Source organism: Corallococcus sp. AB045, from assembly GCF_003668895.1.
GTDB lineage: Bacteria > Myxococcota > Myxococcia > Myxococcales > Myxococcaceae > Corallococcus > Corallococcus coralloides.
The window spans coordinates 1-23,085 of the sequence record NZ_RAWN01000087.1; the positions used below are offsets into that span (position 1 = coordinate 1).

The 23,085-nt window shown below is 69.9% G+C and carries 18 protein-coding genes; 16 read left to right on the top strand and 2 right to left on the bottom strand.

From position 1 onward, the window contains the following. The first annotated feature begins 148 nt into the window (after nt 1–148). The 6 genes from D7Y21_RS21235 (at nt 149) to D7Y21_RS21260 (ending at nt 10,315) form a co-directional block, all read left to right on the top strand. On the top strand, nt 149–1,642 hold the full coding sequence (locus tag D7Y21_RS21235; RefSeq protein WP_121715337.1) for an FAD/NAD(P)-binding protein: 1,494 nt from the start codon (nt 149–151) through the stop codon (nt 1,640–1,642). A 131-nt stretch (nt 1,643–1,773) separates the two neighbouring features. After that, nucleotides 1,774–3,060 carry a hypothetical protein gene (locus tag D7Y21_RS21240; RefSeq protein ID WP_121715339.1) on the top strand — a complete coding sequence of 429 codons (1,287 nt, stop codon included), beginning with the start codon at nt 1,774–1,776 and terminating at the stop codon, nt 3,058–3,060. A 163-nt stretch (nt 3,061–3,223) separates the two neighbouring features. Continuing rightward, nucleotides 3,224–6,046 (top strand): hypothetical protein, encoded by a 2,823-nt coding sequence (locus D7Y21_RS21245; protein ID WP_121715341.1) that lies wholly within the window; start codon nt 3,224–3,226, stop codon nt 6,044–6,046. A 28-nt stretch (nt 6,047–6,074) separates the two neighbouring features. Then, nucleotides 6,075–6,521, top strand: a complete 447-nt coding sequence (locus D7Y21_RS21250; protein ID WP_147469345.1) for a hypothetical protein — start codon at nt 6,075–6,077, stop codon at nt 6,519–6,521. A 249-nt stretch (nt 6,522–6,770) separates the two neighbouring features. Next, complete coding sequence (locus D7Y21_RS21255) at nt 6,771–9,002, top strand: hypothetical protein (protein ID WP_121715345.1); 2,232 nt, start codon at nt 6,771–6,773, stop codon at nt 9,000–9,002. Between the two features lie 167 nt (nt 9,003–9,169). Further along, nucleotides 9,170–10,315 (top strand): bestrophin family protein, encoded by a 1,146-nt coding sequence (locus D7Y21_RS21260; RefSeq protein WP_120562150.1) that lies wholly within the window; start codon nt 9,170–9,172, stop codon nt 10,313–10,315. A gap of 9 nt (nt 10,316–10,324) precedes the next feature. On the opposite strand, the gene D7Y21_RS21265 is transcribed toward D7Y21_RS21260, so the two are convergent. Then, nucleotides 10,325–11,113: a 2-keto-4-pentenoate hydratase gene (locus tag D7Y21_RS21265; RefSeq protein WP_121715347.1), complete on the bottom strand. Its 789-nt coding sequence runs from the start codon at nt 11,111–11,113 to the stop codon at nt 10,325–10,327. Between the two features lie 184 nt (nt 11,114–11,297). Between D7Y21_RS21265 and D7Y21_RS21270 the strand changes: the two genes are divergently transcribed. From D7Y21_RS21270 to D7Y21_RS21300, 7 genes are read left to right on the top strand one after another with little or no spacing between them, the layout of a single operon-like run. After that, the gene (locus D7Y21_RS21270; RefSeq protein ID WP_121715349.1) at nt 11,298–12,740 is read left to right on the top strand and encodes an aldehyde dehydrogenase; all 1,443 of its coding nucleotides are present in this window, start codon (nt 11,298–11,300) and stop codon (nt 12,738–12,740) included. 16 nt (nt 12,741–12,756) lie between these two features. Beyond that, nucleotides 12,757–13,185, top strand: coding sequence for a RidA family protein (locus D7Y21_RS21275; protein WP_014393721.1), 429 nt, complete (start codon nt 12,757–12,759; stop codon nt 13,183–13,185). Between the two features lies 1 nt (nt 13,186). Next, the gene (gene nbaC / locus D7Y21_RS21280) at nt 13,187–13,711 is read left to right on the top strand and encodes a 3-hydroxyanthranilate 3,4-dioxygenase (protein WP_120562153.1); all 525 of its coding nucleotides are present in this window, start codon (nt 13,187–13,189) and stop codon (nt 13,709–13,711) included. Beyond that, entirely contained in the window at nt 13,708–14,724 is a 1,017-nt protein-coding gene (locus D7Y21_RS21285; RefSeq protein WP_120562154.1) for an amidohydrolase family protein, read from the top strand. The genes nbaC and D7Y21_RS21285 overlap by 4 nt, the downstream gene beginning before the upstream one ends. Continuing rightward, nucleotides 14,721–15,998: a kynureninase gene (kynU, locus tag D7Y21_RS21290; protein WP_121715351.1), complete on the top strand. Its 1,278-nt coding sequence runs from the start codon at nt 14,721–14,723 to the stop codon at nt 15,996–15,998. The genes D7Y21_RS21285 and kynU overlap by 4 nt, the downstream gene beginning before the upstream one ends. Then, entirely contained in the window at nt 15,985–17,376 is a 1,392-nt protein-coding gene (locus D7Y21_RS21295) for an NAD(P)/FAD-dependent oxidoreductase (RefSeq protein ID WP_121715353.1), read from the top strand. Before kynU ends, D7Y21_RS21295 begins: the two co-directional genes overlap by 14 nt. Further along, entirely contained in the window at nt 17,354–18,091 is a 738-nt protein-coding gene (locus D7Y21_RS21300; protein WP_121715367.1) for an SDR family oxidoreductase, read from the top strand. The genes D7Y21_RS21295 and D7Y21_RS21300 overlap by 23 nt, the downstream gene beginning before the upstream one ends. On the opposite strand, the gene D7Y21_RS21305 is transcribed toward D7Y21_RS21300, so the two are convergent. After that, nucleotides 18,088–18,597: a hypothetical protein gene (locus D7Y21_RS21305; protein WP_121715355.1), complete on the bottom strand. Its 510-nt coding sequence runs from the start codon at nt 18,595–18,597 to the stop codon at nt 18,088–18,090. The genes D7Y21_RS21300 and D7Y21_RS21305 overlap by 4 nt on opposite strands. Nucleotides 18,598–18,884: 287 nt before the next feature. Here D7Y21_RS21305 and D7Y21_RS21310 point away from each other — a divergent pair, with 287 nt between their 5' ends. The 3 genes from D7Y21_RS21310 (at nt 18,885) to D7Y21_RS21320 (ending at nt 23,059) form a co-directional block, all read left to right on the top strand. Then, the gene (locus D7Y21_RS21310) at nt 18,885–19,136 is read left to right on the top strand and encodes a hypothetical protein (RefSeq protein WP_121715357.1); all 252 of its coding nucleotides are present in this window, start codon (nt 18,885–18,887) and stop codon (nt 19,134–19,136) included. Then, nucleotides 19,133–19,714 carry a hypothetical protein gene (locus tag D7Y21_RS42875; protein WP_233612226.1) on the top strand — a complete coding sequence of 194 codons (582 nt, stop codon included), beginning with the start codon at nt 19,133–19,135 and terminating at the stop codon, nt 19,712–19,714. Before D7Y21_RS21310 ends, D7Y21_RS42875 begins: the two co-directional genes overlap by 4 nt. A gap of 132 nt (nt 19,715–19,846) precedes the next feature. After that, nucleotides 19,847–23,059, top strand: a complete 3,213-nt coding sequence (locus tag D7Y21_RS21320) for a TonB-dependent receptor (protein ID WP_121715359.1) — start codon at nt 19,847–19,849, stop codon at nt 23,057–23,059. The last annotated feature ends 26 nt before the right edge of the window (nt 23,060–23,085 follow it).

Here is a 23,085-nt window from a genome sequence, read left to right on the forward strand (position 1 = left end):
GGCGCGCCAGGCGGTTTGAGGTCCGCCGGGCCCCGCTGTCCCACGGTGGGTCCCGGAGGGTCAGGGGCCGTGGGCCGACGGACAGTCCGAGCGGATGATGACGCTCGGGAGGGATGGCATCCGGGGGGGGCGGCCCTAGAATCGCGCGGTGAACTCCCGGCAGGACGTGATCATCATCGGCGCGGGCGCCAGCGGAACGCTGCTGGCGGCCTGTCTCTTGCGGGGCGCCCGTTCGCCCCTGCGTGTGGCCCTCGTGGAGCGGGGGGAGCGCCTGGGGCGGGGCGTCGCGTACTCCACCACCAGCGCGCGTCACCTGCTCAATGTGCCGGCCGGCCGCATGAGCGCCTGGGTCGACGACCCGGAGCACTTCCTGCGCTGGCTGCGCCTGGAGGCGCCGGACACACCGCCGTCCGCGTTCGCCGAGCGCCGCCGCTACGGCCAGTACCTGGAGTTCGTGCTGAAGGAAACCGCCGCGAAGGCCGCGCCGGGCGTGCAGTTGGAGACGCCGCGCGACGAGGTGACCGCGGTGGTGGACACCGCGGACGGCGTGAAGGTGTCGCTCGCGTGCGGCCAGAGCCTGGAGGCGAGGTGCGCCGTGCTGGCGCTGGGCAACGCGATGCCCGCGGACCTGCGCGTGCCGGACGGCGGGCTGTACGCGAGCGCGCGCTACCACCGCTCGCCGTGGGTGCCCGGGGCGCTGGAGGGCATCGGCGCCGGTGAGTCGGTGCTGCTCATCGGCACGGCGCTCACCATGGTGGACACGGTGCTGTCGCTGGGCGAGCGCGGTCATCAGGGCCCGGTGCACGCGCTGTCGCGCCACGGACTGCTGCCACACCCGCACCGCGCGCACGGCGCGAAGACGCCCGCGGCGGCGGAGCCCCTGCGCATCCGCGAGCTGTTGCGCTCGGTGCGCCGGGAGATGGACCGCTGCCGCGACGCGGAGACCGCCACGCAGGCCGCGTCCCCTTCCGCGGAGAGCGTGGTGCCGTTCAGCACGCTGCGCATCCGCGACGTGCTGCGCACGATGCGCCAGGAGGTCGACGCGCAGGCGGCGGCGGGCGCGGACTGGCGCGCGGCGGTGGACGCGCTGCGGCCGGTGACGACGCCGTTGTGGCAGCGGCTGTCGGAGCCGGAGCGGCGGCGGTTCCTGCGCCACCTGCGGGCGTACTGGGAGGTGCACCGCCACCGCATGGCGCCGGAGATCCACGACGTGATGGACGCGTGGCGGCGCGACGGACGGCTGGTGTTCCACGCGGCCCGCGTGCTCCGCTTCGAGCTGGAGCCGGACGCGGTGGCCGTCCACCTGCGCCCCCGGGGTGAGCGCGAGCCCCAGGTGCTGCGCGTGCAGCACGTCATCAACTGCACCGGGCCTGAGTCGAACCCGGCCTCGCGCAGCCAGCCCGTCCTGCGCGGCCTGCTGGAGGCGGGACAGGCCCGCGCGGACTCGCTGGGCATGGGGTTGGCGACGGCGCCCGACGGCGAGGTGCTGGACGCACGCGGACAGCCCTCCGCCCACCTCTTCACACTGGGCCCGACCCGGCGCGGGGACTTGTGGGAAACCACAGCCGTGCCGGAAATCCGCTCGCAGGCCCGCGACCTGGCGGACATCCTGCTGCGCCGCCTGGGCGTGCCTGCCCGGTAGAGGACCTGACAGGCGCCATGACCTGAAGGTGGGCCTCCTGCTCGCCAGCCAACGGCGCACTCCGTGGGAGGCTGTTGGGGTTCCGGCGTTTCGTGCGACATTCCAGGTCCCCCTCCTGGAGTCCCGTCCCGATGGCACTGAAGCGCCCCCTCCCCGCCCTCGTGGGAGGCGTGTCCCTGTCCGTCCTCGTGAGCCTCGGGGCGCTGGCGCACCAGCACCTGCGCACCGACGCGCTGGAGGAGCGGCTCCTGCGTGAGGTGAACACGCTGACGCACGCGGAGCACCCGCGTCCGGCGCACATCACCGCCACTCGGCCCGGCACCTTCGGGGACGCGATGGTTCCGCTCCTGCCCGCGCTGCTCCAGCAGGCCCGCGCAACGCCGGCTCCCACCCAGGCGGAGGCCGCGACCCTGGAGGCCGTGACGGAGGGACGCGCTCCGGTGACGGACCTTCCCGCCTCCCGCCGTGAAGCCCTGGAGCAGGGCCTGCCTCTGATGCGGAAGGTGCTCGCCGCCACCCACGCGGAGTCCGGTGGCCTTCCGGAGGACCTGCGTCCCCTGTCCGGTCCGGAGGTGTCGCGGCGGGACGCGCTGATCCACGCGCTTCGCCGCGTGATGGAGGACGCTGCGCTGGAGACGCGGCGGCTCGTCTCGCGGGGTGAGGCGGATCCAGCGGTGGACACGTGCTTGGACACGCTCGCGCTCAGCCGGGAGCTGGCCCTGGGCGGTGGGCTCGTGGGACAGCGGCTGTCCGCGGCCGGCTATGCACGCACGTGGCGGGCCTGCGCGGACGCCATCGACGCGGCCTCCCTGGCCCGCAAGCGCCAGGCCATCTCACAGCTCACCCGGCTGCACGAGGGCTTCCCGCCGGTGTCCCTGACGCTGCACGAGGAGTCCGTCGCCGCGCAGCTCCACGCCTTCCGCGACCTGCTCTCCGAAGACACCCGCGCCGCGCTGCCGCCCACGTGGTTCGACGCGCCCGAGCAGCCTGGAGCCCTGTCGCGCAAGCTCCAGTGGCGTCAGTGGGTGGAGGACGCGGACCGCCTCCTCGCCGTGGCGGATCAACCGGCCGAGGAGCGCCGCCGCTCGCTGGCGGCCCTGGAGGCCCGGAAGGCCGGGCAGTACTTCCGCCAGGCGGAGGCTCCGTTGGTGCGCCTGTCGCCCGAGGACATGGAGGCGATGGAGCTGCGCGCGCTGCGCTCCGAGGCCCTCATCGCCCTGGCGGAGGTCGACGTGGCCCGCGCGGAGAAGGGCCAGTGGCCGCGCGCGCTCCCCACGCGCACGACGTCGCTGGTGCTGAAGCCCGTGGATGAAACCCGGGCCGACATCCGCTCGTGCATCCAGGGGCTGATGCCCGACCCGCTGGTCGTGAAGGCGGACGGTGCGCCCGCGCTCCAGCAGGTCCACGACGTGCCCTGAGCCGGTGACGCTGTAGCCGCGGCCGTCACGGCTTGTGACGCCGGAGGCCACAGCCGCATCCACCGTCCTCCGAGGGGAACCGTGTACTCGCATGGCACCGCGAGTGCACGGCTTGCGCGCCGCTCCAGTCGCATGGAGCCGTTCCCTCCCCCTCCGAGGTTCCATGAAACGCTTCGCATGGCCCTTCGTGCTGCTCACCGCGTTCTCCAACGCGGCCCTGGGCAGCACGGAGCCCCCTTCCCTCTCCCAGGCCAAGCTGGCCTTCTTCCCCGTGGACGACCGCGGGCAGGCCCTCAGCGCGCTGCCGGCGGGTGACTCGCTCACCGTCGGCGCGCAGGGCCTCACCCCCGACACGGTCTACGAGCTGCGCTTCGCGCTGGACGCCGAGCGCATCCCGTCGCTGAAGGAGGCCGTCGGCTTCGCGCGCGCGACGACCGACGCCCAGGGCACGCTGGCGCCGTTCATCCTCTGGTTCCAGTCCGGCGTCGTGGGCTGCCCGGAGCGCGCCGCGCCTCCCGCCTCGCCCTACCGCTTCCCCAGCTTCGAGCGTGCCCAGGCGGCGCTCGGTGGCCGCACGCTGCTCGTCACCGCGCAGCCCGTGGCCACGGACCGCACCGGTAAGGTGCCGCCCATGCAGCTCACCGTGGGTGACCCCGTCGCTTCGTTCCAGCTCCCCATCCGCGCGGAGGCTCCGGCGCGCGTGTATCCCTCCACGTCCTCGGGCTGCCTGCTCAACGCGCACGAGACGGGACGCGGGGACCTGTACGTGACGGGCTCCGGCTTCCAGGCTGGTGAGACCGTGGAGGTCTCCGTCGTCCCCAACCAGCGCGCGTGGCGCGTGGGTGACGCCTTCGCGGACGTGACAGGGGACGCCTTCACCGCCGCGCCCAAGCAGGTCACCGCCGATGCGTCCGGCCGCTTCACCGTGCCCGCGTGGAGCGAGCACCTCCAGCGCCGGGGTGCCTATGACGTCATCGTGCGCCGGCCCGTGTTCCAGCCACCCGTGGGGCACCTGGGCGCCAACGACGTCGTGTCCTACGGCATCGACACGGGGCTGGTGCTCTACCTCATGTATCCGGTGGGCGGCCCCACCATGGACATCGCGGGACGGCCGCAAAACACCTTCCCCTACTTCGAGTTCTCCGACGCCTTCGCCGACACCGGCGACCCCGTGTGGGGCGCCGTCGATCCCACCTACGTGCCCGCCGCGCATCCGGGCGGCACCTGGGCGGCCTACTACGTGGTGGGCCACCGCACCGTGTCCACCTGGGCCATGAACACCGCGCTCACGGACGTGTCGGGCGGCATCGAAATCCAGCAGGTGAAAGCGGGGTGCGTGAACGGCACCGACGTCGTCATCTGGCACCCGCCGCTCGTGCAGGGGCAGTACGACGTCGTCGTGGACTTCGGCGCCACCGTGGCCAACACGCCCGCCGACTTCGCCACCGACGGCCACTACCACGAGGCGCGCGACTTCCTGGACGGCGCCAACCAGATTGGCTTCCAGGTGGGGAAGGATCCGTACGCGCTGGGCACGTATGCCGTGGGCCAGGACAGCTACTCCATCGACGACTTCTTCCCCAGCATCGGCGGGGCGCTCAACGTCGACCTGCGCGCGGTGGTGCGCTACCCGGCGGTGGCCAACGGCACGGGCACGGCCGCCGCGGCGGGCACGTTCCCCCTCTTTGTCATCCAGCACGGCAACCACCGCATCTGCACCACGTACAGCCAGGACCCGGCGCTGTGCACCAGCCGCGTGCCCAACCATCAGGGCTACAACCGGCTGCTCGACACGCTCGCGAGCAACGGCATCATCGCCGTCTCCATCGACGCGTATGACCTGAGCGGCAACGCGCCCCAGTGGATCAGCGAGCGCGGCCAGCTCATCCTCAAGCACCTGGAGCTGTGGTCGCACCTCAACAACGCCGCGACCTACTCCAGCTATCCGAACTTCTTCGCGGGGCGCTTCACCGGCAAGGTGAACATGACGAGGATTTCGGTGTCGGGCCACTCGCGCGGCGGCGAGGCGTCCGTGTCCGCGTATATGCAGAACACCGCCTTCAACATCGTCGCGGTGTCCTCCATCGCGCCCATGGACGGCCAGGGCTACGTGCTGCCGGCGAGCGTGCCGTACTTCGTCATCCTGCCCGCGGCGGACGGCGACATCACCACGCTGGAGGGCGCGAAGCTCTACGACCGCGCGCTGGGCACGAAGAGCTCCATCTACGTGTACGGCGCGAACCACAACTTCTTCAACACCGTGTGGGCCGCGGAGCCGGAGCCGCACGGTGACGACTCCACCTACAATCGCCAGGACTACATCCCCGCGGCGGACCAGCAGCGCATCGGCGAGGCGTGGCTGTCCGCCTTCACGCGCCTGCACCTGCGGAACGAGACCGTCTACGCGGACATGCTGCGCGGGACGCTCAAGTTCCCGTCCACGGCGGGCTTCAAGATCTACACGACCCACCACGAGAAGGCGCACACGCGGCTCAACAGCGGCGCGGCCAGCGCCTTCACACCCGGCGGCGCCATCACCCTGTCCACCGTTGTGAATCCCTCACCGCACCAGACCGACGTCGTGCGCGCGAACTGGACGGCCGGCACCGCCACCGCGACCTTCACCGTGCCCGTGGGACAGCGCGACGCCTCCGCCTACGAGGTGCTGTCCTTCCGCGTGGCCCAGCGGGTGTCCCCGTTGAATCCGGCCACCGGTTCGCAGGACTTCCGAGTGGAGCTGGTGGGCGGCGGCAACACCAAGGCCACCTCCACCGTCCTCTTCGACGACATCCCCAAGCCGTACACGCATCCGTACGTCAACTGGGGCTTCCAGCACATGGTGCTCACCACCGTGCGCATCCCCCTGCACACCTTCATCATGAACGGCAACGGGGTGACGCTGAACAACATCGACACCGTGCGCCTGCGCTTCAACAGCCCCTCCACTGGAGACATCCATGTCGACGACGTCGAATTCTCCCGTTAGCCGTCGTCTCCTCGTGTCCGTGGCGTGCATGTCCCTGGCCGCCTGCGCGGAGGAGCCCGCGAGTCCGCCCACGACTCCGCCTCCCGCCGTGCAGCAGGCCCCGCTGCGCGCCGCCCCTCCGGCGCCCCGTCCGGTGGAGGTGCTGCGGGTGTCCGCCCGCCGGATACGCGGGGACGCAGAGCTGACCCGTCTGGCCGGGCCGGCGCTGCTCGCCCAGGCGAAGGAGCCCGTCGCCATCGAGGTCCAGACCGAGCAGCCCCTGGGCCACCTGGCCCGCGCGTCATCGCCCGAGATCTTCATCAACGGCCGGCGCGTGGGAGACACCCGCGCGGTGCCGCCAGACCGGCTCTACGTCTTCCTGCCGGACGGCTCCGGCCTGGAGGACGTCAATGCCGTGACGGTGGCATGGCTGGGCAACGAACCGCTGACGCGCTCCACGCGCCCGGCGACGCTGACCCGCCAGATGATCCCCTGAGCCTCCCGCCGGACGCGGTCTTCCAAAACCTGTCCGACTGTCGGACAGGTTTCCGCGCCTCGGCTGGCGCGGGCGACGCCCTGGACCCGGTCCTCCAAAACCTGTCCGACTGTCGGACAGGTTTCCGCGCCTCGGCTGGCGCGGGCGACGCCCTGGTGGGTCGCTCGCGCATGCTTCACGTCCGGCCTCCCACGTCGGACCGGCGATGTAGGATGCGGCCTTTCCGTGGACGTCGGGGAGGGAGCCGTCATGTCGTGGAAGCTGGTGCTGCTGGACGAAGTGTCGAAGGTGCTGCCGGATGCGCCGCTCAAGGGTTCGGACATCCGCGTGGAATTGCCGACCGCCAGCTATGCGCTGCCCGCGGGAGAGAAGCTGGGCCCCCTGACGTTCGCGTTCGACGTGTCCGCTCGTGGCTTCGTGGAAGGCTATGACGCCCCGGCGGACGTGGACGCGGCGGGCGTGGTGGGCGAGGCCCCCGGCGACGCGACGACGCAGCTGGCACCGGCGCTCGTCCATGGCGGCGACCAGGCGTGGCTCAAGTACGGCGTGGAGGCGCGCGTGAAGGCGGACGTCGGCTTCCCGCTGCCCTACGTGGCGCTCGCGGCCAACGGCGACGTGCGCGTGCTGCTGGCGGACTACCACCGGCACACGCAGGACACGAACGCGCGCGCCGCGCTGAAGAAGGACGCGCCGGAGCTGCGGCTGCCGCTGCTCACGTCGTCGCTGGACAAGCTGGGCGTGGGTGACGCCATCGCCTTCCAGGCGCGCGGCGAGCTGTCCGTCACCGCGACGCTGGACTGGACGGACGTCTACACGTCCAACCTCCAGACGCTGACGAAGCTCTTGTCCGCCAGCACCATGGTCGCCTTCGAGGCCAAGGCGGGCGCCACCGTGTCCGCCAGGGTGAAGGTGGTGGACGACTACGCCGTCGTCTTCTCCCGCCCCGCGGCCGGCCAGGTGCGCGTGCAGGTGAAGAAGGTGGTGGCGCGCGAGGCCGGCGTGACGGCCAGCCTGCACGTGGAGGCGAGCCTCACCGACCCGGCCGCCGTCGTCTCCCAGGTGGAGCACGTGCTCGAAGGGCTCCTGTCGGTGCCGCTGTCCGAGTTCGACTCCCTGATGACGAAGCTGGAAGCGCACAAACTGTCGGAGAACGAGACGAAGGTCCTGCGCATCATCCTGGACCGGCTGGGCTTCGGGGAGCTGGAGGCCAACACCACGGCGCTGCGCACGCAGTGGGAGAAGCTCCGCACGGACGTGCGCACGCGCGTCCAGGCCCTGGCCGAGTCCAAGTTCGAGGCGGGCTTCCGCTACGAATACCTGCGCCTGCGCGAGCAGACCACGCTCCTGTCCACCGTGTGCACCGACGCCCAGGCCCGCACGCTGCACCCGCTGCTGGTGTCCGGGCGGATGGACAGCGCGATGCAGCGCATGCAGGCCGCGGGCATGGCGCTGGAGCAGTGCCTGCTGAAGGAGGTCAACAAGGAGTCCAAGGCCTGGGGCTTCTCCCTGAAGCTGGGCAAGTGGGCGCTGGGCGGCAGCGACACACGCGAGCTCACCCAGGTGGTGCAGCGCAACAGCCTGGAGAAGGAGTCGCCCCAGCGCGTCTCGTTCCTGGGCGTGCGCAGCTACAAGGGCACGCTGCTCACGCCGTACATGCACTGGACCGCGGACTTCAAGGCGGACATGGCGGAGTTCCGCAAGTCGCCCACCGTGGCGGACTTCGACCTGGGCCTGTACCTGCTCCTGGCCCATGACGCCCGCAAGCCGTCGGACCACGACCTGCGCCAGGCCGTGGACGAAGCCATCGTCTGGGGCGCGCTGGATGACGCAGAGGAGGAGGAGGTCCTCAAGCGCATCCGCGACGCGTCCGGCGGCAAGGAGATTGAGACGCGGGTGGAGCTGAAGCTGGACAACCGGACGCTGCGCGACGTCATCACCCACGCGGCGGACCCGGACGCCCACGCCGCCTTCGCTCGCGCGCTGGCCCGGGCCCTGCCCTGGTACGGCGTGCCGTGCCGCGACCGGCCCGCCGTGCGCGAGTCCGTCTACGCGCCCCTATGGAGGGCGTACCTGGAGCAGAACTGGTCCGCCGCCGACGCCGCGAAGACGGCCGCCGCGCACCTGAAGAACCATCCGCTCGTCGGGCACTTCGCGTACACCGAAGGGCAGCTGGGCAACGGCATGCTGACGCTCGCGGAGGTCATCCAGAAGAACCCCGGCACCGTGTCCAAGTGGCGCGACCTGCGCGCGGGCCTGCTGGACCTGCGCAACAACGAGCAGCGCTCGCCGTCCGTCTTCAAGGGCGCGTTCAAGGCGCTGTCCGAGTCGTGGGCGCAGTCCTTCCACCTGAAGACCACGGGCGCGTTCTTCCTGGAGCTGGCGTCGCGCGGCGGCAACGGCCTGGCCACCGTGGAGCGCACCTTCACCGTGACGGTGCCGGGGACGGGCGCGAGCATCGTCTTCTCCAAGTCGCGGGCCTGACGGGCGCACGCGTCCTTTCGTCCGCTTCCGCACGCTCCCCGGGCGTGCGGAGGGGACTCGCGGCCGGACGGAGGGCGCGAAGGTGACGCGACGCATTGCCGCTCCTCGGGGGCATCACTACATCCAACTCCTCAGGCAGCACATGTGATGCAGAGGAGCCCCGCGAGATGATCGTCGGTCGGATGCTGTCCTGGCGGATCATCCTCCGCTACACGGGGCGCCCCGTCGTCGTCCATATCGCCCTCGCGCTGGCCATCTCGCTGGGCTACGAGGCGCTGAACGCCAAGTGGCTGTCGGTGCCGGCGCTGCCGGTGACACTGCTGGCCGCGGCGCTGGGTGTGCTGCTCGGCTTCCGCAACAACTCCGCCTACGAGCGCTGGTGGGAGGCGCGCACCATCTGGGGCGGGCTGGTGAACGCGTCGCGGACGCTCGCCCGGCAGGTGCTGACCTTCCTGCCCGCGCCCCGCGCCCAGCGCAGCGACGGCACCCCGGAGACGCCCTCCGCCGCATCCCGCCTGGTCCAGGTGGCCGTACAGCCGGAGGGGCCCGCGCTGGCGCCCGCCTGGTCCAAGGTGGGTGACGGCGCGGTGCGCGACCAGTTCGGTCAGGCGCGCGACCTGCGTGGCCCGAGCGCGCCCCGCGCGAACCTGGCCACGTTCCTCCACCCGGGCGTGGAGACACCCCGGGGCATCACCAGCATGTTCGAGGGCATCACCGAGGACGCGCGCGAGCTCGTCTACGCGCAGATAGGTTTCGTGAACGCGCTGCGCTGCCACCTGCGGCGGCAGGACCCCTTCCCGGAAATCACCCCGTTCTTCCGCCCGTCCGTGCTGGAGGCGCTGCGCGTGGAGCAGAACGTGCCCGCCGCCATCCTCTTGTGGATGGGCACGCGCATGCGCCGCATCTACAGCGACATCGAGCACCCGGAGAAGGTCTACATGCGCGTGTCGATGGATGAGACGCTCACGGAGCTCACCAACTACCTGGGCGCGTGCGAGCGCATCAAGAACACGCCCCTGCCCCGCCAGTACGACATCCTCCCGCACGCCATGGTGCGCGCCTACCTCGCCATGCTGCCCCTGGGCGTCGTCGCGGACCTGGGCGTGCTCACGCCACTGGTCACGGCCATCATCGCGTTCCTCTTCATCGCCCTGGACGCGGTGGGCCGCGACGTGGAGAACCCCTTCGAGGACGCCGTCAGCGACACGCCCATGACGGCGCTGTGCCGCACCATCGAGATCAACCTGCGGCAGATGCTGGGTGAATCCGAGCTGCCTCCGCCGCTCCAGCCGAAGGACGGCCTGCTGTACTGAGTGAGGCCTCTACTCGGCCGCCGTCACTTCCAGGGTGCCCAGCCCGTCCACGGTCAGGCGCACGTGGTCGCCAGGCTTCATCAGGTAGGCGGCGGTGGCCGCGCCGGACAGCACCAGGCTTCCCTTGGGCAGCACCTGGCCGCGCTCCGCGAGCAGCGCGCACAGCTGGATGAGGGACACCACCGGGTCGCCGGAGATGGCGTCCGAGCGCGCCTCGCCCTCCACCTTGCCGTTCACCTCCATGCGCATCTGGAGCTTGGTCAGGTCCAGCTCGCGCGGGGCGCGCTCCAGGGTGCCCGGCACGAACAGCGACGACGACGCGTTGTCCGCCACCACGTCCGGCAGGCTGAAGTACTTGAAGCCCACGAAGCGCGAGTCCAGGACCTCCATGGCCGCGAAGACGGCGTCGCACGCGTCCAGCACCTCATCGCGCGTCACCGCGCCCTTGAGCTCCTTCGAGGTGCGGAAGGCGATCTCCGGCTCGATGCGCGGGTGGATGCCCGCGCCCACGCTCACCACGCCGCCGGGCTGCACGCGCATCCGGTCCGTGAGCACGCCGAAGATGGGCGAGCCCAGGTTCATCTGCTGGCGCTTCGCCTCCGACGTGAAGCCCATCTTCAGGCCCACCACCCGCTCGCCCTGGGCCTCGCGCAGCCGGATGCCCTCCGCCTGCACCGCGTAGCCGTCCGGCACGGTCAGGGTCGGGTGCGCATGCGACAGGGGCGGCACCTCTCGCCGCTCGCGCCGCGCCGCGTCCAGGATTCCAGCCAGGGCTGCTACATCCACTGTCGAGGTCATGCGCGAATCTTTTCCATGCCCGGCCCGCAATTCCACAAAGGTTTCACCTGTGGAGCGGGTCCCGGAGACGCTGGGAGCCAGACGGCCGCGCAAGCGAGCGCCATCCGACGCGGACTGTTCGGAATCCTGGAGGCGGCGGACGGCCGCGACATACATTGCCGCGTCTCCCTGAGGAGGGCGCGCCTTGGAGAAGGTCCTCAACTACATCGGTGGTGAGCTGGTGCCCGCGGCGGGCGGCCAGTGGCTGGACAAGCCGGAGCCCGCGACGGGCCAGCTCTACGCGCACGTGCCGGATTCACGCGAGGTGGACGTGCAGTCCGCCGTGGAGGCCGCGGGCCGGGCCTTCCCCGCGTGGGCCGCCCTGCCGGCGATGGAGCGCTCGCGGTACCTGCGCCGCATCGCGGGCCTCATCCACGAGCGCCTGGATGCCTTCGCGCGGGCGGAGTCCATCGACACGGGCAAGCCGCTGGCGGTGGCTCGCACGGTGGACATCCCGCGCAGCGTGCTCAACTTCGAGTTCTTCGCGGACGCGGCGACGCAGTTCTCCAGTGAAGCGCACCCCATGGACGGCGTGGCGCTCAACTACACGCTGCGCTCGCCGCTGGGCGTGGTGGGCTGCATCTCGCCGTGGAACCTGCCGCTGTACCTGCTCACGTGGAAGATCGCCCCCGCGCTGGCGGCCGGTAACTGCGTGGTGGCCAAGCCGTCGGAGGTGACGCCGATGACGGCCTTCCTCCTGTCGCAGGTGTGCCGCGACGCGGGGCTTCCGCCGGGCGTGCTCAACCTGGTGCACGGCCTGGGGCCTCACGTCGGTGGGCCGCTCACGCGCCACCCGGAGGTGAGCGCCATCTCCTTCACCGGCAGCACGCGCACCGGCGCGGAGATCGCCCGCGTGGCCGCGCCCGCGTTCAAGAAGCTGTCCCTGGAGATGGGCGGGAAGAACCCCAACGTCATCTTCGCGGACTGCGACTTCGACGACGCGCTGGCCACCACGCTGCGCTCGTCGTTCGCCAACCAGGGGCAGATCTGCCTGTGCGGCCCGCGCATCTTCGTGCAGCGCTCGCTGTACCCGCGCTTCAAGGAAGCGTTGGTCGCGCGCACCAAGGCCCTCAAGGTGGGCGACCCGCTGGTGGAGGGCACGGACCAGGGCGCGCTGGTGTCGCGTGAGCACTTCGAGAAGGTGATGGGCTACATCGCGCTCGCGAAGCAGGAGGGCGGCAACATCCTCACCGGCGGCCAGCGCGCGAGCGTGCCCGGCCGCTGCGCGAACGGCTGGTTCATCGAGCCCACGCTGGTGGAGGGCCTGGCGCCCACGTGCCGCACGAACCAGGAGGAGATCTTCGGTCCGGTGGCGACGATCATGCCCTTCGACGACGAGGAGGAGGTGCTGTCGTGGGCCAACTCCACGCGCTACGGGCTGGCGGGCAGCGTGTGGACGAAGGACCTGGCGCGCGCGCACCGGTTCGCGGCCCGGCTGCACAGCGGCATCGTCTGGGTGAACACCTGGATGCTGCGCGACCTGCGCACGCCGTTTGGCGGGGTGAAGGAGTCCGGCGTGGGCCGCGAGGGCGGCTGGGACGCGCTGCGCTTCTTCACCGAGCCCAAGAACGTCTGCATCAAGCTTTGAGCGGGGAGAGCGACACGTGAGCGCTGGCGAGCGGATCGATTCGAAGAAGGCCCCGGAGCCGGTGGGGCTCTACCCCCACGCGCGCCGTGTGGGGAACTTGTTGTTCCTCTCCGGCGTGGGCCCGCGCGAGCGCGGCAGCAAGGCCATCCCGGGCGTGGAGCTGGACGCGGCGGGGAACATCGTCTCGTACGACATCGAGACGCAGTGCCACTCCGTGTTCCGCAACGTGCGCTACATCCTGGAGGACGCGGGCTCGTCGTGGGAGCGGCTGGTGGACGTGACGGTGTACCTCACGGACATGAAGCGGGACTTCCCCACGTACAACCGGCTGTGGGCGGAGTACTTCAAGGACAACCCGCCGTGCCGCACCACGCTGGAAATCAACGCGCTGCCTACGCCCATCGCGATTGAACTCAAGTGCATCGCCACCATTGGAGACGAGTGACATGGGCCGACTGACCCCCATCAACTTCAAGAAGTGGATCGACGAGCACCGCCCCCTGCTCAAGCCGCCCGTGGGCAACCAGCAGGTGTGGGCGGACCGGGACTTCATGGTCACGGTGGTGGGCGGGCCCAACTCGCGCACGGACTTCCACATCAACGAAGGCGAGGAGTTCTTCTACCAGCTGGAGGGCGACATCACCCTGCGCGTCATCGACGAGGGGCAGGTGCAGGACGTCCCCATCCGCGAGGGGGAAATCTTCCTCTTGCCGCCCAAGGTGCCGCACTCGCCGCAGCGGCCCGCGGGCACCATCGGGCTGGTGCTGGAGCGCCGCCGCCAGCCGCAGGAGTTGGATTCCTTCCTGTGGCTGTGCCCGAAGTGCGGCGAGAAGCTCTATGAGGAATCGCTGCACGTCACCAACCTGGTGACGCAGCTGCCGCCGGTGTTCGAGCACTTCTACGGCAACCCCGAGAACTGCACGTGCAAGAAGTGCGGCACGATGGTGGCGCGGGGTGGTGCGCCCAAGTGAAGGTCGACATCCACACGCACCTCCTCCCCCCGGAGCTGCCCCGCTTCGCCGAGCGCTTCGGCTACGGCGGCTTCATCGCGCTGGACCACCACGCGCCCTGCCGCGCGCGGATGATGCGGGACGACGGGAAGTTCTTCCGCGAGATTGAAAGCAACTGCTGGGACCCGAAGCAGCGCGTCACCGAGTGCGACGCGCACGGCGTCCAGGTGCAGGTGCTGTCCACGGTGCCGGTGCTGTTCAGCTATTGGGCAAAACCGCAGGACGGCCTGGAGGTGGCGCGCTTCCTCAACGACCACCTGGCCGGCGCGGTGGCGACAGCGCCGAAGCGCTTCGTGGGCCTGGGCACGGTGCCGCTCCAATCCACCGACCTGGCGGTCAAGGAATTGGAGCGCTGCGTGCGCACGCTGGGGTTCGCGGGCGTGCAGATTGGCAGCCACGTCAATGACCTGAACCTGTCCGACCCGGCCCTCTTCCCCTTCTTCCAGGCGGCGAGCGACCTGGGCGCGGCCGTCTTCGTGCACCCGTGGGACATGATGGGTGAGGCGAAGATGACGAAGTACTGGCTGCCGTGGCTGGTGGGGATGCCGGCGGAGGTGTCGCTGGCCATCTGCTCGCTCATCTTCGGCGGGGTGATGGAGCGGCTGCCGAAGCTGCGGCTGGCGTTCGCGCACGGCGGCGGCGCGTTCCCCGGCACGCTGGGCCGCATCCAGCACGGCTTTGAAGTGCGCCCGGACCTGGTGGCGGTGGACAACCCCGTCGCGCCGCGCGACTACCTGGGAAGGTTCTGGGTGGACTCGCTGGTGCACGACGCGGAGACATTGCGCGGCATCGTGAAGCTGTTCGGCGCGGACAAGGTGGCGCTGGGCAGTGACTACCCCTTCCCGCTGGGCGAGGAGCGGCCCGGCACGCTCATCGAGTCGCTGACGGACCTGGCGCCTTCCGTGCGCGAGCGGCTGCTGTCCCGAAATGCCCTGGAGTGGCTGGGGCGCTCGCACGAGGACTTCGCACCATGACGGCCCCTGTCTACGAGAACACCGATGTGTTCGCCTACGGCCTGGACGCAGCGGATCCGCTGAGGCCCCTGCGCGACGAGTTCCTCTTCCCCCCGGCCCCCTCCGGCGCGCCGGCCATCTACCTGGCGGGCAATTCGCTGGGGCTGCAGCCGCGCAAGGCGCGCAAGTACGTGCAGATGGAGATGGAGGACTGGGAGCGGCTGGGCGTGGAGGGCCACGTGCACGGCCGCCACCCGTGGCTGCCCTACCACGAGCAGCTCACCGGGATGGTGGCGCGGGTGGTGGGCGCGCAGCCCATTGAAGTCGTGGTGATGAACACCCTGTCTGTGAACCTGCACCTGATGATGGTGTCGTTCTACCGGCCCACGCGTGAGCGCTTCAAAGTCCTGATTGAAGGCGGCGCCTTTCCGTCGGACCAGTATGCGGTGGCGTCGCAGGCGCGCTTCCACGGCTACGACCCGAAGGAGGCCATCGTCCGGCTGATGCCCCGCGAGGGCGAGGACACGCTGCGCTCCGAGGACATCCTGGAGGCCATCGAGCGGCACGGGAAGGAGCTCGCGCTGGTGATGCTGGGCAGCGTGAACTACCTCACCGGGCAGGCGTTCGACCTGCGCGAGATTACGCGCGTGGCGCACGCGCAGGGCTGCAAGGTGGGCTTCGACCTGGCGCACGGGGCGGGCAACCTGAAGCTGTCGCTGCACGACGACGGGCCGGACTTCGCGGTGTGGTGTTCGTACAAGTACCTCAACGGCGGACCGGGCAGCCTGGGCGGCGTGTTCGTGCACGAGCGGCACGCGCATTCGCCCCAGCTGCCGCGCTTCGAGGGCTGGTGGGGGCACAACAAGGCCACGCGCTTCGAGATGGGCCCCACCTTCGACCCGCTGCCGGGCGCGGAGGGGTGGCAGCTGTCCAACCCGCCCATCTTCCAGCTGGCGGCGCTGCGTTCGTCGCTGGAGCTGTTCGATAGGGCGACGATGGCGGCTTTGCGCACCAAGAGCGACCAGCTGACGGGCTACATGGAGTTCCTGCTGGACCGGCTGCCCGCGGGCTACGTCTCCATCACCACGCCGCGGGATTTGAAGCAGCGCGGGGCGCAGCTGTCCCTGCGCTTCAAGGGCGAGCCGAAGCGGCTGCTCCAGCGGCTGTCCGCGGCCGGCATCATCTGCGACTTCCGCGAGCCGGACATCATCCGCGCCGCGCCCGCGCCCCTCTACAACACGTACCTGGACGTCTTCCGCTTCGTGAAGGCGCTGGAGGCCCATGCCCTCGAATGAGTCGAAGCTGACGGTGGTGGGAGCGGGTCTGGTGGGGTCGCTGCTCTCGCTGTACCTGGCCCGCCGGGGCCACACGGTGGAGGTGCTGGAGCGCCGGGCGGACATGCGCCGCGAGACGCTGGACGCGGGGCGCTCCATCAACCTGGCCATCTCCACGCGCGGCCTGCATGCCTTGCGGCAGGTGGGGCTGGAGGAGGAGGCGCTGAAGCACGCCATCCCCATGCGCGGGCGGGTCATCCACCCGGTGCAGGGCGAGCTGGCCTACCAGCCGTATGGGAAGGATGACTCGCAGCACATCAATTCCCTGTCACGCGGCTGGCTGAACAAGTTCCTGATGACACAGGCGGAGGCCACGGGCCGCGTGTCCATCCGGTTCCGTCAGCGGGTGACGCAGGCGGACCCAGCCGCAGGGGCGCTCACGGTGCTGGATGAAGCCACGGGCGCGACGCGGGAGGTGCGCGACGCGGTGGTGTTCGGCACGGACGGCTCGGGTTCGGCGGTGCGGCAGGCGCTGCAATCACAGACGGGTTCCCAGGCGGACTCGCGGACGCTGGGGCATGGCTACAAGGAGCTGACGATTCCGCCGGGCGAGGGCGGGCGCTTCCAGATGGAGAAACACGCGCTGCACATCTGGCCGCGCGGCACGTACATGCTCATCGCGCTGCCGAATGAAGACGGCAGCTTCACGTGCACCCTGTTCCTGCCGTGGGAGGGGCCGGTGAGCTTCGCGTCGCTCCAGACGCCCGCCGCGCTGGAGGCGTTCTTCCAGGAGCAGTTCCCGGACGCGAAGGCGATGATTCCGGGGCTGGTGGAGGAGTTCTTCTCCCGGCCCACCGGGCAGATGGTGACGGTGAAGTGCGCGCCGTGGCACGCGGGAGGAAGCACGCTGCTGTTGGGAGACGCGGCGCACGCGATGGTCCCCTTCTACGGACAGGGGATGAACTGCGGCTTCGAGGACTGCGTGGTGCTGGACGCGCTGCTGGCGCGGCAGCCGGACTGGGCGGCGGCGTTCGACGAGTTCGAGCGGCTGCGCAAGACGAACGCGGACGCCATCGCGGACATGGCGGTGGAGAACTTCATCGAGATGCGCGACAGCACGGCGGATCCGCGCTTCCTGTTGGAGAAGGGCGTGGAGAAGGTGCTGCTCAACGCGTTCCCGGGCGAGTTCGTCAGCCGCTACTCGCTGGTGAGCTTCAGCCGCGTGCCCTATCGGCTGGCGTACGGCGTGGGCTCCATCGCGGGCGGTATCGTGTCGGAGCTGGCGCGGGAGCTGAAGCGGCCCGAGGACGTGGACCTGGACCGGGCGGCGAAGCTGATTCGCGGCCGGCTGACCCCTTTCATGGAGGAGCACGCGGATGGATTTCGGCTTGAAGGGTAGGCGGGCGCTGGTGACGGGCGCGTCGTCGGGGTTGGGACGGGCCATCGCGGACACGCTGGTGAAGGAGCGCGCGACGGTGGCGGTGTCCTCGCGAGGCGGGGAGAAGCTCCAGAAGGCGGCGAAGGAGCTGGGCGCCGCGCTGGCGGTGCCGTGTGATTTGACGCAGCCAGGAGCCGCGCGCGGGCTGGTGCGCGAGGTGACCGAGAAGCTGGGCGGTCTGGACGTGCTGGTGGTGAACGCGGGAGGCCCGCCGTCCGGAGGCTTCGAGGCCATCACGGTGGAGCAATGGCAGACAGGGTTCCAGAGCCTGTGGCTGGCCACGGTGGATGCGATTCAAGAAGCGCTGCCGGGCATGAAGGCACAGGGCTGGGGCCGCATCGTGCTGGTGACGTCCACGGCGGCGCGTGAGGCGCTGAGCAACCTCACGGTGTCCAACGGCCTGCGCGCGGGATTGCTGGGGCTGGTGAAGAGCCTGAGCAATGAAGTGGCGCCGTATGGCATCACGGTGAACGCGGCGCTGCCGGGCTACCACGCGACGGACCGGATGAAGGACCTGGGACTGTCCGACGAGAAGGTGGCGCCGAACATCCCCGCACGGCGGCTGGGGAGGCCGGAGGAGTTCGCGGCGCTGGTGACGTTCCTGGCGTCGGAGCCGGCCGCGTACATCAGCGGCCAGTCCATCGCTTGCGACGGCGGAGCGCTGCGGGGCTTCTAGGGTCCCATGTGCACAATCAGGTAGAGCAGGCCCGCGCCGGTCCCCACGGACACGCCCACGGCCCACACCGCGGCCGATGAGATGGCTCGCAGCAGTCCGTAGGCGCCCAGCAGCGCCGCGGACACGAGCCATCCGCCGAGGAAGCTGGACACGAACACGAGCGGCGTGAGCGAGTACGACACCTCGCAGCTCGAACCCAAGCACTCGCCGAACGGCAGTGGCAGTGCGAGCTTGTCGAGGACGAAGGCCGTCGCGCCGAGCCCCGAGAGCAGCGCCCCCGCCAACGACAGCCACCGCCAGGCCCTGCCGGAGAGCGCGAAGGCGCCCTCATTCCGCCAGCGTGGCGCCCGGCGCAAGGTGACGATGACGAGGGCCAGCAGGCCCAAGCCCAATCCCAACGTCACCGGGAGCACGGCGACGCCGCGGAATGCCGTCGCCAGCATCCACAGACCGAAGAGAAGGGAGCCGAGGCACAGGGCCGCGAAGAGCGCGAGGCGTGAGATCATCAGGGCTTTTATATGCCGATTCAGCCGCGTCGCACAGCGGACAGCCCGCCCCCTGAGACGATGGAGCCTTGAGAGGATTCCGAAGTGACGTCGGCGGCCTTCCGGGGGGAAGGCCATGGATGCGACAAGATGGGCGGCATGTCTGGGACTGACGTGGCTGCTCACGGGCTGCGCGACGGGCAGTGGAACAGACAGAGCCAGGGCCAGGAGGCTGGAGAGAAGCCTGTGTCCATGTTCCGCTACGGCGTGACACGGGAGAAATCTTCCGATGCTCCTTGGGAATTGGAATGCCCCTCCAGGTCGAAGGCTCGGAGCCGATCCCGGTGGAACTGGCCCAGCGCATCGCGGCGAACTGCGCCAATCTGGCGGCCCAGACCGTGTTCAGTTCAACCACCCCGGTAACAGCCCTCGGTCTTGCATGTGAGGAGTTCAGGAGCACCCTCACGACTGCGCTCAACGCGGCCGTTGTCGGCTCACGGGTCAGGCAACAGTGCCATCCGGCGACGCTCACCTTCAAATCCAAGCCCAGGAAGCCATGACGCCTTCCGCCGAAGAGCTGCTCGCGGTTGCGCGTCTCTACTGGGGTGCCGACCAGGCCTATCGCTTCCGCCAGGAGCCCAGTCCCGAGGACCTTCGCTACGAAGCCCTCTGGGAGGAGAAGAATGCGGAGAGGCCCCACTGGGGGTCCTTTGTGAAGGCGCTTCGAGAAGCGCTTCCCAGCTGCGATGCCTGGGACTACGCGCCGGGCCTGGCGAACCCCAGCTTCGGCGTGCTGGTCTACCCGCATCAGGAGCAGGACATGATGCGTCCACAGACGCGCTGGACCGTCGCCGGGTACCTCAGCATCCTGGCCCCCCTCTACACCGTGCATTGTGTTCGCCGGGTCTTCCTGGGGAAGCACCTCATGGAATCGAAGGTCTTCCTCGGCCCCGCCCCGCTGGAACTGCAAGGCATCGCGGACACGGTCGCCCGACACATCGAGGCCGAATACGGCGCGACGGCACTCCCCCTCGAAATCGCGCAGACGCCCGTCCCCCTCTACGTCAACTTCATGAAGCCGCCGGAGACCACGCTCTTCCACGCGCTCTTCACCTCCGAGCCCGGGAACATCCTCTGAGCCCCCTCCCCCTGGCCTGACGCAACGGGCCAGCCGTTTTCCGCTCTGGCGGCAAAGTCTTTTTGATTTGGGCTGGTGGATTTCTCACGTTTTGCGACAGAGTTCGCCGCCTTCGCCGGGAGGGGCGCAGACGTGTCCAGACGAATCCGTTTCATCCGTGGGCTGTGGCTCATGGTCGTGTTGTGGGGAGCCGGGGCTTGGGCCCAGGGCAACTCGGTCATCACCGGGACGGTGGTTGGCGCCGAGGACCGCCGGCCGCTGGCCGACGTGCTCGTCACCGCCACCTCTCCCCAGTTGCAGGGCGAGCGAACCGTCCTCACCGACAAGAGCGGCCTGTATCGCATCCCGCAGCTGCCTCCTGGCACCTATGTCGTGCGCTTCGAGGCTCAGGGCTTCACGCCCTATGCCCGCGACGGCATCCTGCTGCGCATCGACCGCACCATCCGCTTCAACTCGGAGCTGGTACCGGACTCGATGAGCGTCAGCTACGACATCGTCGGCTCACCGCCGACCCTGGACGTGGGCTCCAGCGCCGCGGGCGTCACCGTGGACCAGGAGTTCATCCGCAACATCGCCGTCATCCGCCCCGGCACCAAGGGCTCCGCGTCCCGCTCCTTCGAGGGCCTGGCCGAGCTCGCCCCCGGCGCCACCGAGGACCGCTACGGCGTGAGCATCAGCGGCAGCTCTTCTCCTGAGAGCCAGTACGTCGTGGACGGCCTGTCCGTGAACGACCCCGGCGTGGGCACGCTGGGCACGCCCCTGTCCGTGGAGTTCGTGAAGGAGGTCAACATCATCACCGGCGGCTACATGCCGGAGTACGGCCGCTCCACCGGCGGTGTGCTCAACGTCGTCACCAAGTCCGGCTCCAATGAGTTCCACGGCTCCGTGTTCGCCAACTACGCCCCCGGCCTGCTCCAGCGGTCCGGCAAGGAGATCCTCCGCGAGGGCAGCGTCATCTCCGCGCAGGGCAGCGCCCACAACCTGGGCGACTTCGGCTTCGACCTGGGCGGCCCCCTCCTCAAGGACAAGCTCTGGTTCTACGTGGGCGTCGCGCCGTCCTTCAATCGCATCGAGGTGAACCGCCAGCTCAACAGCTACGAGCTGTGCACGGAGGCGGACCTCGGCAGCAACGGCTGCAAGAAGGTGGGCGACCGCCGCAAGGACCTCTCCACCGGCTTCTCCCAGGTGACGCCCATCGACGGCAGCCGCACCAGCCGCTTCGCCGACGAGCGCAGCGTGCAGTACCTGGGCAAGCTCACCTACAACTTCAACCCGGACCACAGCCTGTCCGTGTCCGTGTTCGGCACGCCACGCTCGTCCGGCGGCAGCAACAAGTACTCCTTCAGCGACGACGGCGAGCCGGAGGTGTGCACCAGCCTGTCCTGCACCAGCTTCGTGCAGGGCGCGTATGAATCCATCGCCACCCGGCGCAGCAACAGCGCCATGGACATCGTCGCGAAGCAGGCGTCGTCCTTCTTCGACAAGAAGCTGCTCGTGGACGCGACGCTCGGCTGGCACCACCAGGCGGACTCCATCCTCCCGTCGGACGGCTCGGACCTGGGCTCCGGCGAGGGCCTGTCCGCGAAGCCCCGCATCGCGTGGACCCGTAACCGGAACCCCGGCTACCACACCATCAACGAGTTCGAGTCGCTCCCGGCCCTGAACCCCGATGCCTGCGGCACCACGCCCGAGGAGCAGCGGCTGCGCTGCCCCGTGACGGGCTATTCCACGGGCGGCCCCGGCACCATCAGCGTCCAGCGGCTGGACCGCGTGCAGGGCAAGGTGATGGGCACGTACCTGCTGGAGGCCCTGGGCCACCACATCCTCAAGGCCGGCGCGGACATCGAGCGGATGAGCTTCTACAACAACCGCGCGCGCACCGGCTTCACGCACTGGCAGGAGTGCACCGGCGGCGACTGCTTCTTCACCCTCAGCCAGTACGGCTACCTGGCGGGCCCGGACCTGCCGGTGTTCCTGCCCAACAAGGAAGGCACCTCCACGTCCACCACCGTGGGCGGCTTCCTCCAGGACAGCTGGTCCGTCATGGACAAGGTCACCGTCAACGTGGGCCTGCGCTACGACGTGCAGACCATCTACGGCCTGGATGGCGAGGTGGGCCTGCACCTGCCCAACCAGTGGTCCCCGCGCCTGGGCGTCATCTACGACCCGACGCAGAGTGGCCGCGCCAAGCTCTTCGCCAACTACGCGCGCTTCTTCGAGAACGTCCCCCTGGACATGGCGGACCTGTCCTTCCCGCAGCAGCAGCTGCTCTCCGCCACCTACGACTCGCCCCCGTGCAATCCCTCCCGTGAAGGGTCGCTGCTGGGGGACTGCACCCAGAACGCCAACCGCCAGCCCATTGGCAACCGCGAGAGCCCCAACCAGCTGTGGGACGCGCAGGGCGGCGACCGCGTGCCGGCGGACCCCCAGATTCGCGCCCAGTCCGCGGACGAGTTCGTGGTGGGCGGTGAGTACGAGCTCTTCACCGCGAGCCGCCTGGGCGCCACGTACACCCGGCGCTTCCTCAACGACGTCATCGAGGACATGAGCCGCGACGACGGCAGCACCTTCTTCCTGGGCAACCCGGGCAAGGGCTACTCCACGGACTTCCCGCTGGCGAGGCGCGAGTACGACGCGGTGAACCTCTACTTCCAGCGCGCCTTCACCAACGGGTGGCTGGCCCAGGCCAGCTACACCTGGTCCACCCTGCGCGGGAACTACTCCGGCCTGTTCCGCGCGGACACCGGCCAGCTGTCCCCCAACCTCACGCGCGACTTCGACCTGGTGTCGCTCACCGTCAACCGCGAGGGACAGCTGCCCGGGGACCGCACGCATTCCTTCAAGGTGTTCGCCGCGAAGGAGCTGGTGCTGGGGCCTCGCACCAGCATCAACGTGGGCGGCAACTACCGGGCGCGCTCCGGCACGCCGCTCAACTACCTGGGCCTGCACCCGCGCCGCAGCGGTTCGGAGACGTTCATCCTGCCGCGCGGCAGCGCGGGCCGGCTGCCCTGGGTGCACGGCGTGGACGGGCACGTGGGCCTCAACCAGCGGCTGGTGAAGGACTACGTCCTCACGGTGTCCCTGGACGTGTTCAACCTCTTCAACTTCCAGCAGTACACGGACGTGGACCAGACCTTCGCCACCACGCGCGTGTACGCCATCGAGCAGGGCGGCAAGCCGGACGACCTCACCGCCTGCCTCACCCAGAACAACCCCAACTGCAAGGTCATCTCCACCGCCACGGGGCTGCCCATCAGCGTTCAGGACATCAACCCCAACTTCAAGCGGCCCACCGCCTACCAGGCCCCGCGCTCCATCCGCCTGGGCGCGAAGCTCAGCTTCTAGGCCCAAGCCCATGAGGACTCCCGCGA

Excerpts from the sequence above, each read along its gene's own strand:
- D7Y21_RS21240 (WP_121715339.1), top strand. The coding sequence starts at position 1,774 with ATGGCACTGAAGCGCCCCCTCCCCGCCCTCGTGGGAGGCGTGTCCCTG.
- D7Y21_RS21245 (WP_121715341.1), top strand. The coding sequence starts at position 3,224 with ATGAAACGCTTCGCATGGCCCTTCGTGCTGCTCACCGCGTTCTCCAAC.
- D7Y21_RS21250 (WP_147469345.1), top strand. The coding sequence starts at position 6,075 with ATGTCCCTGGCCGCCTGCGCGGAGGAGCCCGCGAGTCCGCCCACGACT.
- D7Y21_RS21255 (WP_121715345.1), top strand. The coding sequence starts at position 6,771 with ATGTCGTGGAAGCTGGTGCTGCTGGACGAAGTGTCGAAGGTGCTGCCG.
- D7Y21_RS21260 (WP_120562150.1), top strand. The coding sequence starts at position 9,170 with ATGATCGTCGGTCGGATGCTGTCCTGGCGGATCATCCTCCGCTACACG.
- D7Y21_RS21265 (WP_121715347.1), bottom strand. The coding sequence starts at position 11,113 with ATGACCTCGACAGTGGATGTAGCAGCCCTGGCTGGAATCCTGGACGCG.
- nbaC (WP_120562153.1), top strand. The coding sequence starts at position 13,187 with ATGGGCCGACTGACCCCCATCAACTTCAAGAAGTGGATCGACGAGCAC.
- kynU (WP_121715351.1), top strand. The coding sequence starts at position 14,721 with ATGACGGCCCCTGTCTACGAGAACACCGATGTGTTCGCCTACGGCCTG.
- D7Y21_RS21295 (WP_121715353.1), top strand. The coding sequence starts at position 15,985 with ATGCCCTCGAATGAGTCGAAGCTGACGGTGGTGGGAGCGGGTCTGGTG.
- D7Y21_RS21300 (WP_121715367.1), top strand. The coding sequence starts at position 17,354 with ATGGATTTCGGCTTGAAGGGTAGGCGGGCGCTGGTGACGGGCGCGTCG.
- D7Y21_RS21305 (WP_121715355.1), bottom strand. The coding sequence starts at position 18,597 with ATGATCTCACGCCTCGCGCTCTTCGCGGCCCTGTGCCTCGGCTCCCTT.
- D7Y21_RS21310 (WP_121715357.1), top strand. The coding sequence starts at position 18,885 with ATGCCCCTCCAGGTCGAAGGCTCGGAGCCGATCCCGGTGGAACTGGCC.
- D7Y21_RS42875 (WP_233612226.1), top strand. The coding sequence starts at position 19,133 with ATGACGCCTTCCGCCGAAGAGCTGCTCGCGGTTGCGCGTCTCTACTGG.